The organism is Paraburkholderia phymatum (genome assembly GCF_038900715.1).
GTDB classification, from domain to species: Bacteria; Pseudomonadota; Gammaproteobacteria; order Burkholderiales; family Burkholderiaceae; genus Paraburkholderia; species Paraburkholderia phymatum_A.
Genome location: NZ_JAYMRZ010000011.1, coordinates 194,765 through 208,024 on the forward strand (window position 1 = coordinate 194,765; position 13,260 = coordinate 208,024).

Sequence of the window (13,260 nt, forward strand, 5' to 3'; positions counted from 1 at the left end):
AGGGTATTGTTTGCAGGTGAGACGTGCATACGGACGCCCGAAACCGGCGGCCCCCAAGGGGACTTCCTTCGGGGCGCAGTGCAAGAAGCAAGGACCGCCGTTTGGCCGGGCCAAACAACCGACGCGCGACGCCGCCATGCCGCCGGTTTCGGGTGTTCCCCTGGAATGAATTTATAGGCTAGGGTTGCCCCGTAAAGGGCCGCTCGCAGCATCACGCTCCTTGCGAATACATCCTTGCGAGCGGCCCTTTACGGGGCAACGCATGTACGTTTCATCTGCAAGCGCGCCCTAAAGAACGGCGTCCTTACGCACGCCATTGGAGGCGAAGAAGCGCTTCAGCCGCACGAGCGCCTCTTGCTGGATCTGGCGCACACGCTCCCGCGTGAGGCCCATCTCGTCGGCGAGTTCTTCGAGTGTGGCCGGCTCGATGTGATTGAGGCCGAAGCGGCGCTCGATCACATGTCGATGCTTGTCCGACAGTCGCGCGAGCCACGCACGTGTCAGCGTTTCGAGCTCGCGATGCTGCACTTCCGCGTCCGGCGACTGGCTCTGATCGTCCGACAGCAGATCGAGCAGGCTGCTCGCGGGATCGAGATCGAGCGGCGCGTCGAGCGACGCCGTATGCTCGTTCAGCGCGAGGATGTCGGTCACTTCGTCCGTCGTCTTGCCCGTCAGGTACGCGATATCGTCGATGCTCGCGTCGCGGCGGTCGGCCGCTTCGCCCGAGTTCATCGAATTCTTTTCGAGGTGGCGCTTCGCGCGCAGCACCTGATTCAGTTCGCGGATCACGTGCACGGGCAGCCGCACCGTGCGCGCCTGATTCATGATCGCGCGCTCGATGCTCTGGCGGATCCACCACGTCGCGTAAGTCGAGAAGCGAAAGCCGCGCGTCGGATCGAACTTTTCGATTGCATGCATCAGGCCGAGGTTGCCCTCTTCGATCAGATCGAGCAGCGGCACACCGCGATTCAGATAACCCTTCGCGATGCTGACCACCAGCCGGAGATTGCGCTCGATCATCACCTGACGCGCTTCGAACTCCCCCGCTTTCGCAAGACGCGAGTAACGCTGCTCTTCCTCGACGGTGAGCAGCGGCTTCACGCTGATCCGGTTCAGGTAATGCTGGATCGTGTCGGCCGTAAGCTCGGCTTGCAGCAGCGCGCGGAAATCGTCGGCGTCGGGAGGGGAATCGTTTGCGCCTTCGCGCGACTCGGATTCTTCGTCGGAACCCGATGCGCGCTCGTCGGGATCATTGGCGCTTTCGAGATCGTCGACCGCTTCGTCGTCGACTTCGGAAGCGCCAGCGTCGTCCACCGAAACATGCGTGGCACGGCTGAGTGACTCAGTCTCTGCTTGCGGTGTGCGGCGCTTCGATTTCGGCATGGTCGTATCGCTTCGCTTGGCTTATTGCGGCGGCAAATACTTCAATGGGTCAACAGGCTTACCCTGGCGGCGAACTTCGAAATGCAACATCACGCGGTCCGAATCACTATTGCCCATTTCGGCGATCTTCTGACCTTTGGTTACCGCGTCACCCTCTTTTACCATCAAAGCACGATTATGTGCATACGCTGTGAGATACGTTGCGTCATGTTTGATGATAATGAGATTGCCGTAACCGCGCAGCCCATTTCCTGCATAAACCACCCGTCCATCAGCGGAAGCCTTTACCGGTTCGCCCGCCGAGCCCCCGATGTTCACGCCTTTGTTCTTCGAATCATCAAAGCCGTTGAGCAGCGGCCCGCGAACCGGCCACGCAAACGCCACGTTTCCATTCGACGCCGTCGTATCGCTGCCAGCCTGCGGCGGGATCGTCGTCGCCTGCGTGCCCGATGCGCCCGGCGTCGCACCGAAGAGCGGCGGCTGGTTCGGCTGCGCGGCCTGCGGCGCGCCGTTCAGCGGCGCGCTCTGCACTGCACCACCGCCGATCGGCGCCGTCGCGACACCCGGCACGACAGGCGCACCGTTCGCGCCCGGCGGCGCCACGCGCAGCAACTGGTCGACCTCGATCTGGTTCGGGTTCGTCAGGTTGTTCCACGTGGCGATATCGCGATAGTTTTGACCGTTTTCGAGCGCGATCCTATACAACGTGTCGCCCGGCTTCACTCGGTAATAGCCCGGAGGCGGCGGACCGACCGGCGCGGCGGGCTGCGCGCCGGGCGCACCGCCCGCTTGCGTGACGGTGCCGAGGGTGCCGGAGCGATCGACGACGGGCGCCTGATCGAGGCGCGTGGCACATGCCGCCAACACGGAAAGCATGGCCACGCAAACGCTGCGCTGAGCGATGGTCAACGGGACATTCTGGCTGGTTCTTTGCATCGCGCGAAACATACTCATCAGGTTCAAATCACTCCGGATTTTAAGGGGACAAAGAAAACGCGATCAAGCCGCGATTCGCGCCATTGCGCGGGCCCCGTGCGCTCGACGAGCGTGAGCACCTGCGACTGTCCGTCCTGCGATCCGACTGGCGCCACGAGCCGCGCGCCGATGGCGAGCTGCTCGAGCAGCGCCTGCGGCACATCGAGTCCCGCCGCCGCGATCACGATCGCATCGAACGGCGCCGCCGACGGCAAACCGACGCGTCCGTCGCCGTAATGCAAACGGATGTTCGGGATGCGCAGCGGGCGCAGGTTCGTCTTCGCGCGCTCGTAAAGCGGTTTGATGCGTTCAATCGAATACACGTCGCGCGCGACCTGGCTCAGCACGGCTGCCTGGTAGCCGCAGCCGGTGCCTATTTCGAGCACGTTCGCGAGCGTGCGGCCCTGCGCGGCCAGCTCGATCATCCGCGCGACCACGGATGGCTTCGAGATCGTCTGGTGATGGCCAATGGGCAGCGCCGCATCTTCATACGCCTGCGTGGCAAGGCCCGGGTCCACGAACATGTGGCGCGGCACCATCGCCATTGCATTGAGCACGCGCGAGTCCGACACGCCGTTTGCACGCAGCCGTTCGACCATCCGCTCGCGCACGCGTTCGGAGGTCAGCGTCAGCGCGCTGCTGAGCGCGACGTTCGGCGCGCCCGTGCGATCGGACGATGTCGTCACTGGACGCGGCAACTGGTTGCGCGCGCCGTCGTTGCGGATCGCGGTCGTGCCGGTCGTGCCGGTTATGCTCTTCGCGCTCTTTGTATTGACGATTCCCGCCGCGTTTTTTGCAATCGAAGACGTGCGCGCGGATGCGCCGGCGTTCGCGTTCTTCGCGGCCGGATTGAGCACGCCGGCAACGCCCTTCGCCCCCGCCGGCGACTTCACGCCCGCCGTGCCGCTCACGCCGCTGCGCGCGCGTCCCGCCTGCGAGTTCGCGTTCGATGCCGGCGGCTTGACGGGTGTCTTCGCGCCGCGTGCGTCGCCCGCGCGCACGTCGGCCCGGCGCGGCTCGCGCACCAGGTCTTCGAGTCCAAGCGGGAAGCGCTTTGCGCGCTCGCCGGTCATGAAGTGCCGCTCCCGTCGCGTACCCAGTCGCACGCCGCGGGCAGCATGGCCGTATCGGTCAGATCGAGTTGCAGCGGCGTAATCGACACGAGGCCGTTCGCGACTGCATGGAAGTCGGTGCCTTCGCTGGCATCGCGCGCGCCGCCCGACGGACCGATCCAGTAGATGGGCTCGCCGCGCGGATTGGTCTGCCGGATCACCGGCTGCGACGGATGTCGCTTGCCGAGACGCGTGATGCGCCAGTCGCGCAACTGCTCGTAAGGCAGGTTCGGTATGTTGACGTTCAGCAACGGATGGCCCGGCAGCGGACGTTCGAGATAGTGCGCGACGATTTCAGCGGCGACGCGCGTCGCGTCTTCGAGGTGAACCCAGTCTTTGTCGACGAGCGAAAACGCGATCGCGGGCACGCCGAACATGATGCCTTCCGTCGCGGCCGCGACCGTGCCCGAATACAGCGTGTCCTCGCCCATGTTCTGGCCGTTGTTGATGCCCGATACGACGAGGTCCGGCGTATGGTCGAGCATGCCCGTCAGCGCGATGTGGACGGAATCCGTCGGCGTGCCGTTCACGTAGTAAAAGCCGTTGGACGAGCGCAGCACCGACAGCGGGCGCGAGAGCGTCAGCGAGTTCGACGCGCCGCTGCAATTCTGTTCGGGTGCCATCACGGTGACATCGGCGAGCGGCTTCAGCGCTTCGTAAAGCGCGGCAAGGCCGGGCGCCAGATAACCGTCGTCATTGCTGAGTAGGATTCGCATGCGCCGATTGTAACCGAGGAAACAAGGCACGCGAACGACACGCTGGCCCGCCGCATGCCTATGTCTGAACACATGGCTTCATGGGCTTCGCGACACGATGGAAGCGCACGGTCGTTCGCGCTTGATTTACACTGCTTCGCTGCGAGGGTTCGTTTTTGCTGCCGACGTTTTGCTGTCGACGCCTGCTGCCTGAACAGGCGTGAAGATCGCCGCGAGCATGCTGATCGACAGCACGCTCATGAACCCGTCAAGCTTGCAATGAACACTTATCGACTGGAGACACGATGCGCGCAATCCGCTGCAACCACTATGGTCCGCCCGAGACACTCAGCATCGAGGAATTGCCCGATCTTCAGCCGCAAGCCGGCCAGATCGTGATCGACGTGAAAGCCGCGAGCGTCAATTTTCCCGACGTGCTGATCATCCAGAACAAGTATCAGTTCAAGCCGCCCCTGCCCTTCACGCCCGGCGCGGAAGTCGCGGGCATCGTGCGCGTAGTCGGCGAAGGCGTCGCGCAGTTCAAGCCGGGCATGCGGGTGGTCGCTTATACGCAGCAAGGCGGCTTCGCCGAGCAGGCGCTCGCCGATGCCAGCGCATGCGTGCCGCTGCCCGACGACGCCGACATGGAGACGGCCGCCGTCTTCACGCTCGCATACGGCACGTCGCATCATGCCGTCGTCGATCGCGCGGCGTTGAAAGCGGGCGAAACGATGCTCGTGCTGGGTGCAGCGGGCGGCGTCGGACTCGCGGCCGTCGAGATCGGCAAGGTGCTCGGCGCGCGCGTGATCGCGGCAGCATCCAGCGACGAGAAGCTCGCGACCTGTGTCACGCACGGCGCGGACGCGACCATCAACTACGCGACGGAAGACCTGCGCGAGCGCATCAATGCGCTTACGGACGGCAAAGGTCCCGACGTGATCTATGACCCTGTCGGCGGCAGTTATGCGGAACCGGCATTTCGCAGCATCGGCTGGCGTGGGCGCTATCTCGTCGTCGGCTTTGCGAACGGCGAGATTCCGAAGCTGCCGCTCAATCTCGCTTTGCTGAAAGGCGCGAGCATCGTCGGTGTGTTCTGGGGCGATTTCGCGCGCCGCGAACCGCAGCGCAACGCAGCCGCGTTCCAGGAGATGATCGGCTGGATTCGCGAGGGAAAGCTCAAGCCGCTCGTGTCGGCGCGCTATCCGCTCGAAGACACGCCGCGCGCGCTCAACGACATGGCGCAGCGGCGCGTGCTCGGCAAGATCGTGATCACGCCGTAAGCACGAACGGGCTGCCGAGCGACAAAACGACAAACGGCGCGTGACCCTTGCAGGCCACGCGCCGTTCTTCTTTCGATACACCGGCGATCAGATCTTCTCCGTCTCGCCGCTCTTCGGCTGCCATTTCATCAGGCGCCGCTCCAGCATGCCGACGATCGCATCGAGTATCAGCGCGAAGGCCGTCAGCACGAGAATGCCGGCGAACACGGTGTTGATATCGAACGTGCCCTCGGCTTGGAGAATCAGATAGCCGACGCCGCGCGCCGAGCCCAGGTACTCGCCGACCACCGAGCCGACGAACGCGAGCCCGACCGATGTATGCAGGCTCGAAAACACCCAGCTCATCGCGCTCGGCAGATAGACGGCGCGCAATAGCTGCTTGCGGTTCGCGCCGAGCATGCGCGCGTTCGCGAGCACGACGGGGCTCACTTCCTTCACGCCCTGATACACGTTGAAGAACACGATGAAGAACACCAGCGTCACGCCGAGCGCGACCTTCGACCAGATGCCGAGGCCGAACCACACGCCGAAGATCGGCGCGAGAATCACGCGCGGCATCGAGTTCGCTGCCTTGATGTACGGATCGAACAGCGCGCTCGCGAGCGGCGACAGCGCGAGCCACAGGCCGACGCCGAGCCCCAGCACGGTGCCGAGCGCAAACGCGAGCACTGTCTCGATCAGCGTGATCCACAGATGCAGATAGATCTCGCCGGACGCGAACCACTCCCAGATCCGCACGAGCACTTTCTGCGGCTCGCCAAAGAAGAACGCGGCCTTGTTCGGGTCGTCGAAATAGAACGCGGGCAACAGCGTCGGGCTCGTCAGCACGTACCAGAGCACGAAGGACAGCACGAGCAGCAGCCACTGCCAGATCACGAGGTTCGCGCGGTTCGGGCGCAAGACTTTCCACATCTCAGTTGCTCTCCTGCACAGCCGTCAGCTGCTGCTGATAACCCTTCAGTACTTCATCGCGCAGCACGCTCCAGATCTGCGCGTGCAGTTCGACGAATCGCGGGTGCGAGCGCACTTCGGCGACGTCGCGCGGACGCGGCAGATCGATCGTGAATTCGCCGATGGGACGCGTGCCCGGTCCCGCCGACAGCACGACGACGCGATCCGACATCGCGATCGCTTCGTCGAGATCGTGCGTGATGAACAGCACGGCCTTGCGCTTCGCGGCCCACAGATCGAGCAGCTCGTTTTCCATCAGCTGGCGCGTCTGGATGTCGAGCGCGGAGAACGGCTCGTCCATCAGGATGATGTCGGGATCGAGGATCAGCGTCTGCGCCATCGCAACCCGCTTTCGCATGCCGCCCGACAACTGATGCGGATAACGGTCCCCGAAGCCGCCGAGGCCGACGCGCTTGAGCCACTCGTCGGCACGCGCGCGGGCTTCCGCGCGCGGCACGTCATGGAACGACAGGCCTGCCGTCACGTTGTCGAGCGCCGAGCGCCACGGCATCAGCGCATCGGCCTGGAACATGTAGCCCGCGCGCCGGTTGATGCCCGATAGCTTCTCGCCGAACACCGTCACCGCGCCCGACGACGGCTCCAGCAGCCCCGCGCCGACGTTCAGCAACGTCGACTTGCCGCAGCCCGTCGGCCCGACGACCGATACGAATTCGCCCGGCGCGATGCGCAAGGTCGTGTCCCTGACAGCGGTATATCGCTGGGCGCGATTCTCGCGCGACGCAAACGTGCAGGTGATGTTTTCGAGCGCCAAGGCGGCAACGGTCATCGTTCGGCTCGCTTCTTCGATGCTTTGATGGTTCGAGGTTTTGGACAAGGATGTGACGGCGTGAAGGCGAGCGCGACGCAAGCGCTCGTCGTTGTCCTTGCGTTGCCCTTGCCCTTGTCCTTGCGTTGGTTCGTTACGCCTTGACCGTCGTGAGGGCCTTCTTCACGAAGTCGTTCGTCCAGGCCTTCGACAGATCGATCGGCTTGCCCTTCACGGTGTCGTCGAAAGCCTGCAACGTCTTGAGCGACGTCGCGGGGCCGTCGGCGGGCATCAGGCCGTCGGGCGATATCGCCTCTTTCACGTGCTGCCACGAATCGAGATACAGCGCGCGGTCGCCGAGCAGGTACGACTCGGGCACTGTGTTGATCAGCTCGGTGCCCGTCGCCGTCTGCAGCCACTTCAGCGCGCGGACCATCGCGTTGGCGAGCGCCTGTGTCGTGTTCGGATTCTTGCTGATGAACGCTTGCGACGCGTAGAGGCAACCGGCGGGCATGTTGCCGCCGAACACCGTATGCGTATCGTTGAGCGTGCGCGTGTCGGACACGACGCGAATCTCGCCCGAGCGTTCGAGCTTCGTCATCACCGGATCGAGATTGGCGAGCGCGTCGATCTGCCCCGATTGCAGCGCGGCGATTGCACCCGCGCCCGCGCCGACGCCGATGAACGACACGTCTTTCGCGGTCAGCCCGGCTTTCGCGAGCACGAAGCCCGCCATGATCGACGTCGACGAACCCGGCGCCGTCACGCCGATCTTCTTGCCGTTCAGGTCCGCGATCGACTTGTAGTTCGCCATCGTCTTCTTCGACACGGCGAGCACGATCTGCGGCGCGCGCCCTTGCAGCACGAATTCGCGGAAGTACTGGTTTTTCGCCTGCAGCAGCAGCGTGTGCTCGAACGCGCCGGAGACGACATCGGCGCTGCCGCCGACGGCCGCCTTCAACGCTTGCGAGCCGCCCGCGAAGTCGGAGATCTCGACTTCGAGCCCTTCGTCCTTGAAGAAATTACGACGCTCGGCAATCGTCAGGGGCAGATAGTAGAAAAGATTCTTGCCGCCGACGGCGATCGCGACTTTCGACGTCTCCAGCTTGCCTTGCCCGAATGCGAGCGGCGAGCCGACGAGCGATGCGCCCGCGAGCGCTGCGGTGCCTGCGAGAAAGCTTCTTCGTTGCATGGTCCTGTCTCCGTTTCTTCTGTCGTTGTTCTGTCGCCGGCTGGCCGGTCGGTCGGCGCGTTTTCTGCGCGCCTTGTGCGCACTTCGCGCACGCTTTCACGCGCTGGCCTGTTCCCCGCTCACACGATCTGTTGCGCGTGCAACCTTGCGATGTGGTCCGCATCATAACCCAGCGATTGCAGAACTTCATCCGTATGTTCACCCAGTTCGGGCCCGAGCCAGCGCGTTTCGCCGGGCGTTTCGGAGAGTTTGGGCGTAACGTTTGGCAGCGTGATGTCGCGGCCGTCCTGCCATTTGAAGCTCTGGATCATCTGGCGCGCTGCGTATTGCGGATCGGTGAACATATCCGCGACGCTGTAGATGCGGCCCACGGGCACGTCGGCCGCGTTCAGCACGTCGAGCGCCTCGTCGATCGTGCGATTCGCGAGCCACGCCGCGATCGCGCCGTCGATCTCCTGCGTGCGCGGCACCCGGCCGTCGTTGTGCGCGAGCGCGGGATCGTTCGCGAGGTCGTCGCGGCCGATCGCGATCATCAGCCGCCTGAAAATCGGATCGCTGTTGCCGCCGATCACGATGCTGCCGTCGCGGCACGGATAGGTGTTCGACGGCACGATGCCCGGCAGCGAAGCGCCCGTGCGCTCGCGCACCATGCCATAGACGCCGTATTCGGGCACGACGCTTTCCATCATGTTGAAGACGGCTTCGTACAGCGCGACATCGACGACCTGCCCTTTGCCACCGTTCACCTGGCGGTGATGCAGCGCCATCAGCGCGCCGATCACGCCATGCAGCGCCGCGATCGAATCGCCGATCGAAATGCCGATGCGCGGCGGCGGCAGATCCGGATACCCGGTGATATGACGCAGGCCACCCATCGATTCCGCGATCGCGCCGAAGCCCGGACGGTCGCGATACGGCCCCGTCTGCCCGTAGCCGGACAGGCGCACCATCACGAGACCGGGGTTGTCCTTCGACAGCACGTCATAGCCGAGCCCGAGTTTTTCGAGCAGCCCCGGCCGGAAATTCTCGACGACGATATCCGCTTCTTTCGCGAGCTTGCGGACGATTTCCTTGCCTTCGTCGGACTTGAGATTGATCGTCACCGACTTCTTGTTGCGCGCCTGCACGGCCCACCACAGCGACGTGCCGCCCACTTCGGGATAGAGCTTGCGCCATTTGCGCAGCGGATCGCCGCCCTTCGGGTCTTCGATCTTGATCACGTCCGCGCCGAACTCGCCGAGAAAGCGCGCGGCGAACGGCCCGGCGATCAGCGTGCCGAGTTCGAGCACCTTGACGCCCGCGAGCGGGCCCTGGGATGGTCCTTTGTGTTGTTGCTCTGGCGTTGCAGTCGATGTGCTCATGTGTCTCCCGATCTTCTTGTACTTGCCAGACGCGGCCGATGCATCCGTGCACGACGCGTTCGATGCGCGTTGGCTGATTAGCTGCTACATCGATCGCCTGTCGAGCATCGCGCGCGCGATGGTGCCCGCATCGACATACTCGAGCTCGCCGCCGACGGGGACACCGCGCGCGAGACGCGTCACCGACAGGCCCCGCGCCTTCAGCGTTTGCCCGAGGTAATGCGCGGTCGCCTCGCCTTCGTTGGTGAAGTTGGTTGCGAGCACCACTTCCTTGACGACGCCATCCGTCGCGCGCTTGACGAGCCGGTCGAAATGGATTTCCTTCGGACCGATGCCGTCGAGCGGACTCAGGCGTCCCATCAGCACGAAATAGAGCCCGCGCCAGGTCATCGTCTGTTCGAGCATGATCTGATCGGCGGGTGTTTCGACGACGCACAGCAGCGTCGGGTCGCGTTCGGTATCGCTGCAGACTTCGCAGATCTGCGCTTCCGTGAACGTGTTGCACTTCTCGCAGTGCTGCAGATGCTCAGTCGCGAACAGTAGCGAGCGGCCAAGCTTTTCGGCGCCGTCGCGATCGTGCTGCATCAGGTGATACGCCATGCGTTGCGCAGACTTCGGCCCGACGCCGGGCAGAACGCGCAGCGCTTCGACGAGCGCCGACAAGGCGGAAGGTTGTTTCATGCTGGAACGGCGGCGTCGATGGTGGGTTCGGCGAGTCGCGCACGGGCTGCGGGCGGAGCGCCCGATGCCCGCGTGCGAACTCCCCGTGCGATCAGAACGGCAGCTTGAAGCCCGGCGGCAACGGCAGGCCCGAGGTCATGCCGCCCATCTTCTCCTGCGCGGTGGCTTCCGCCTTGCGCACGGCGTCGTTGAACGCAGCCGCCACGAGATCTTCGAGCATGTCCTTGTCGTCGGCGAGCAGGCTCGGATCGATCGACACGCGGCGCACGTCGTTCTTGCAGGTCATCGTCACCTTGACGAGGCCCGCGCCCGACTGCCCCTCGACTTCGATTTGCGCGAGTTGCTCCTGCATCTTCTTCATGTTCTCTTGCATCTGCTGGGCTTGCTTCATCAGCCCGGCGAGTTGACCTTTCATCATGGACTTGCTCCTTCGTAATGGTGAATTCCGGTTGACGCGCGTTCATCCGGCGCGCGCGGGAATCAGTGGCTGGCGGCGTTGTGGCCGCCGTCGGCGCCCGGCGTGAGGGGACGCACCGAGCCCGGCACGATGCTCGCGCCGAACTCGCGGATCAGAGATTGCACGAACGGATCGGCGCCGATTTCGCGCTCGGCGTCCCGTTGACGCTGCGCGCGTTCGATCGCATCGAGCACCGCGGCCGTGCGCTGCACGGGACCGACTTCCACCTGCACGTCGATCTCGCTGCCGAGCCGTTCGGCGAGCGCCGCTTTCAGCTTTGCGATCTGCGCGGGCTCGGCGTAGAGCTGGACGGCGACGTTGAGCTTCAGCGTCTTGCCCTCGACGGCCATCAGCTCGCTGTTGAACGCGAGCTGATACGAGATGCCCTTGAGCGGCAGCGTGACGGCGAGCGCCGGCCAGTCGCCGTCGAAACCGATCGCGCCGAGCGGCACGGCAGGCGGCAGCGTGCGAATGTCGACGACAAGCGCGGCTGCGGGCGCCGCGGCAGACGCACTGCCTCGCGCGACGACCACGTCGTCGGGGCCGCTGTCGAACACGGGAATGAAGTTGTCGTCGGAGGGCGCGAAGAACGCATCGTCCGACGAAGCGGGAATGTAGTCGTCAGGGGGAATGTCTTCCCACGGCGGAACGGACGCGCCGCCCTGCTGCTGCGCGCCACGCGACGGCTGCGCGCGCGCGGGGGCCTCCTGCTGCGCGGCGGCTGCGGCGGCGGCGCGGCGGGCCGGATCGGGCGTCGGCACGCGAACGGCGACGCGCGGCGCGGCGGGCTTCGCGGTCGGCGCGGGAGACGCGGCCGCGGCGGGCGCAGCCGACGCCGAACGGGCCGAAGCGCCGCGATCGGTCGGTACTTTCATGCCCGCGTTGCGCAGCACGTCGAGTGCGGCGCTCGCGCCGCCCGCGCGGCGCGTCGCGGCTTCGGGCTGCCGTTGCGGGGCGGCTGCGGCTGCGGTTTGTGCGGGCGGGTTGTCGTCCGATGCGGCGGGGTCAGTTGGCAAAGCTTCCGGAGCGTTCGATCCGGCAGATGCTTCGTCAACGGCCTTAGGACCGGCGTCGGACACCTTCGGTGTCGCGCCGTCATCGACTGTTACGGTTGCCGCGATTTCAGGTGCTTCGCTGACTGCTTTCGGCTGAGCGGGCACGGATTCGGGCTTCGGCGCAGCGGCCGGCGTCTCGATTGGATGAGCCTGTGCCGCGCGCACCGGAGCCGCCGCGACAGGCGCGCCCGCGCGCTTCGATCCGGCCGCAGCCGGAACCGTCGAGCGTCCCGCCGGCGTCACGCCACCGCCGCCGCCATTCGGCGCCGGCTCGAACGCGAGCATTCGCAGCAGCGTCATCGTGAAGCCGGCGTATTCATCGGGCGCGAGGCCCAGCTCGCTTCGGCCGATCGTCGCGATCTGATAGAACAGTTGAACCTGCTCGGGACTCAGCGCATCGGCGAAACGGCGCAGGTCGGCGGCCTCCGGCCACTCTTCCAGCACCGACGACGGCGCGAACTGCGCCCACGCGATCTTGTGCAAAAGGCCCGCGAGGTCTTGCAGCGCGGTCGAGAACGACAGGCTGCGCAACGCCATCTCGTCGGCGACGGACAGAACCGCGGCGCCGTCGCCCGCGACGAGCGCATCGAGGAGACGAATCAGATAGCTCTGATCGAGCGCGCCGAGCATGCCGCGCACGGCTTCCTCAGTGACCTGGTTGGCCGAGTACGCGATCGCCTGATCGGTCAGCGACAGCGCATCGCGCATCGAGCCATCTGCGGCTCTCGCGAGCAGCCGCAACGCCTGCGCTTCGTGTGCAATGTTCTCCTCGCCGAGGATGCGCTCGAGATGCGACACGATATGTCCCGCCGGCATCTGCTTCAGGTTGAACTGAAGACAGCGCGAGAGCACCGTGACGGGAATCTTCTGCGGGTCGGTCGTCGCGAGAATGAATTTGACGTGCGGCGGCGGCTCTTCCAGCGTCTTCAACATCGCGTTGAACGCGTGGTTCGTGAGCATGTGCACTTCGTCGATCATGTAGACCTTGAAGCGCGCATCGACGGGCGCATACACGGCGCGTTCCAGCAGCGCGGCCATTTCGTCGACGCCACGGTTGCTCGCCGCATCCATCTCGACGTAATCGACGAAGCGCCCTTCGTCGATCTCGCGGCACGCACGGCAGACGCCGCACGGCGTGGCCGTCACGCCCGTTTCACAATTGAGCGCCTTCGCGAAGATACGCGAGAGCGTCGTCTTGCCGACGCCGCGCGTGCCCGTAAACAGATAGGCGTGGTGCAGACGGCCACCGTCGAGCGCGTGCGTGAGCGCGCGCACCACGTGCTCCTGTCCGACGAGCGAAGCGAAATCCTTCGGCCGCCATTTGCGTGCGAGAACTTGATAGGTCATCCGGA

Annotated in this window: 12 protein-coding genes; 1 reads left to right on the top strand and 11 read right to left on the bottom strand. The window is 65.1% G+C overall.

Annotation, left to right across the window (positions count from 1 at the left end):
- Positions 1-288: 288 nt before the first annotated feature.
- Genes rpoS through surE form a run of 4 tightly spaced genes read right to left on the bottom strand, consistent with a single transcriptional unit; the run spans position 289 to position 4,186 of the window.
- A complete protein-coding gene (rpoS, locus tag VSR68_RS21220) occupies positions 289-1,383 on the bottom strand; it encodes an RNA polymerase sigma factor RpoS (RefSeq protein ID WP_342941714.1) in 1,095 nt (364 codons plus the stop codon).
- Between the two features lie 21 nt (positions 1,384-1,404).
- A complete protein-coding gene (locus tag VSR68_RS21225) occupies positions 1,405-2,337 on the bottom strand; it encodes a peptidoglycan DD-metalloendopeptidase family protein (RefSeq protein WP_342941715.1) in 933 nt (310 codons plus the stop codon).
- A 5-nt stretch (positions 2,338-2,342) separates the two neighbouring features.
- A complete protein-coding gene (locus VSR68_RS21230) occupies positions 2,343-3,431 on the bottom strand; it encodes a protein-L-isoaspartate(D-aspartate) O-methyltransferase (protein ID WP_342941716.1) in 1,089 nt (362 codons plus the stop codon).
- Complete coding sequence (surE, locus tag VSR68_RS21235; RefSeq protein ID WP_342941717.1) at positions 3,428-4,186, bottom strand: 5'/3'-nucleotidase SurE; 759 nt, start codon at positions 4,184-4,186, stop codon at positions 3,428-3,430. The genes VSR68_RS21230 and surE overlap by 4 nt, the downstream gene beginning before the upstream one ends.
- A gap of 284 nt (positions 4,187-4,470) precedes the next feature.
- Here surE and VSR68_RS21240 point away from each other — a divergent pair, with 284 nt between their 5' ends.
- Positions 4,471-5,445 carry an NADPH:quinone oxidoreductase family protein gene (locus VSR68_RS21240; protein ID WP_342941718.1) on the top strand — a complete coding sequence of 325 codons (975 nt, stop codon included), beginning with the start codon at positions 4,471-4,473 and terminating at the stop codon, positions 5,443-5,445.
- 87 nt (positions 5,446-5,532) lie between these two features.
- Here VSR68_RS21240 and VSR68_RS21245 read toward each other — a convergent pair whose 3' ends face one another.
- From VSR68_RS21245 to dnaX, 7 genes are all read right to left on the bottom strand, one after another.
- Complete coding sequence (locus VSR68_RS21245; protein WP_152759829.1) at positions 5,533-6,357, bottom strand: ABC transporter permease; 825 nt, start codon at positions 6,355-6,357, stop codon at positions 5,533-5,535.
- A 1-nt stretch (position 6,358) separates the two neighbouring features.
- Entirely contained in the window at positions 6,359-7,183 is an 825-nt protein-coding gene (locus VSR68_RS21250) for an ABC transporter ATP-binding protein (RefSeq protein ID WP_342941719.1), read from the bottom strand.
- A gap of 133 nt (positions 7,184-7,316) precedes the next feature.
- On the bottom strand, positions 7,317-8,354 hold the full coding sequence (locus VSR68_RS21255) for an ABC transporter substrate-binding protein (protein WP_342941720.1): 1,038 nt from the start codon (positions 8,352-8,354) through the stop codon (positions 7,317-7,319).
- Positions 8,355-8,473: 119 nt separating this feature from the next.
- The gene (locus VSR68_RS21260; protein ID WP_342941721.1) at positions 8,474-9,715 is read right to left on the bottom strand and encodes a CaiB/BaiF CoA-transferase family protein; all 1,242 of its coding nucleotides are present in this window, start codon (positions 9,713-9,715) and stop codon (positions 8,474-8,476) included.
- An 84-nt stretch (positions 9,716-9,799) separates the two neighbouring features.
- The gene (gene recR / locus VSR68_RS21265) at positions 9,800-10,396 is read right to left on the bottom strand and encodes a recombination mediator RecR (RefSeq protein WP_342934621.1); all 597 of its coding nucleotides are present in this window, start codon (positions 10,394-10,396) and stop codon (positions 9,800-9,802) included.
- Between the two features lie 91 nt (positions 10,397-10,487).
- Positions 10,488-10,814 (bottom strand): YbaB/EbfC family nucleoid-associated protein, encoded by a 327-nt coding sequence (locus VSR68_RS21270; protein WP_006048866.1) that lies wholly within the window; start codon positions 10,812-10,814, stop codon positions 10,488-10,490.
- A 62-nt stretch (positions 10,815-10,876) separates the two neighbouring features.
- Positions 10,877-13,255 (bottom strand): DNA polymerase III subunit gamma/tau, encoded by a 2,379-nt coding sequence (gene dnaX, locus VSR68_RS21275; RefSeq protein ID WP_342941722.1) that lies wholly within the window; start codon positions 13,253-13,255, stop codon positions 10,877-10,879.
- Between the last annotated feature and the right edge of the window lie 5 nt (positions 13,256-13,260).

What these genes read in the sequence shown, in the direction of transcription:
- rpoS (WP_342941714.1), bottom strand. Translation starts at nt 1,383, where the DNA reads ATGCCGAAATCGAAGCGCCGCACACCGCAAGCAGAGACTGAGTCACTC.
- VSR68_RS21225 (WP_342941715.1), bottom strand. Translation starts at nt 2,337, where the DNA reads ATGAGTATGTTTCGCGCGATGCAAAGAACCAGCCAGAATGTCCCGTTG.
- VSR68_RS21230 (WP_342941716.1), bottom strand. Translation starts at nt 3,431, where the DNA reads ATGACCGGCGAGCGCGCAAAGCGCTTCCCGCTTGGACTCGAAGACCTG.
- surE (WP_342941717.1), bottom strand. Translation starts at nt 4,186, where the DNA reads ATGCGAATCCTACTCAGCAATGACGACGGTTATCTGGCGCCCGGCCTT.
- VSR68_RS21240 (WP_342941718.1), top strand. Translation starts at nt 4,471, where the DNA reads ATGCGCGCAATCCGCTGCAACCACTATGGTCCGCCCGAGACACTCAGC.
- VSR68_RS21245 (WP_152759829.1), bottom strand. Translation starts at nt 6,357, where the DNA reads ATGTGGAAAGTCTTGCGCCCGAACCGCGCGAACCTCGTGATCTGGCAG.
- VSR68_RS21250 (WP_342941719.1), bottom strand. Translation starts at nt 7,183, where the DNA reads ATGACCGTTGCCGCCTTGGCGCTCGAAAACATCACCTGCACGTTTGCG.
- VSR68_RS21255 (WP_342941720.1), bottom strand. Translation starts at nt 8,354, where the DNA reads ATGCAACGAAGAAGCTTTCTCGCAGGCACCGCAGCGCTCGCGGGCGCA.
- VSR68_RS21260 (WP_342941721.1), bottom strand. Translation starts at nt 9,715, where the DNA reads ATGAGCACATCGACTGCAACGCCAGAGCAACAACACAAAGGACCATCC.
- recR (WP_342934621.1), bottom strand. Translation starts at nt 10,396, where the DNA reads ATGAAACAACCTTCCGCCTTGTCGGCGCTCGTCGAAGCGCTGCGCGTT.
- VSR68_RS21270 (WP_006048866.1), bottom strand. Translation starts at nt 10,814, where the DNA reads ATGATGAAAGGTCAACTCGCCGGGCTGATGAAGCAAGCCCAGCAGATG.
- dnaX (WP_342941722.1), bottom strand. Translation starts at nt 13,255, where the DNA reads ATGACCTATCAAGTTCTCGCACGCAAATGGCGGCCGAAGGATTTCGCT.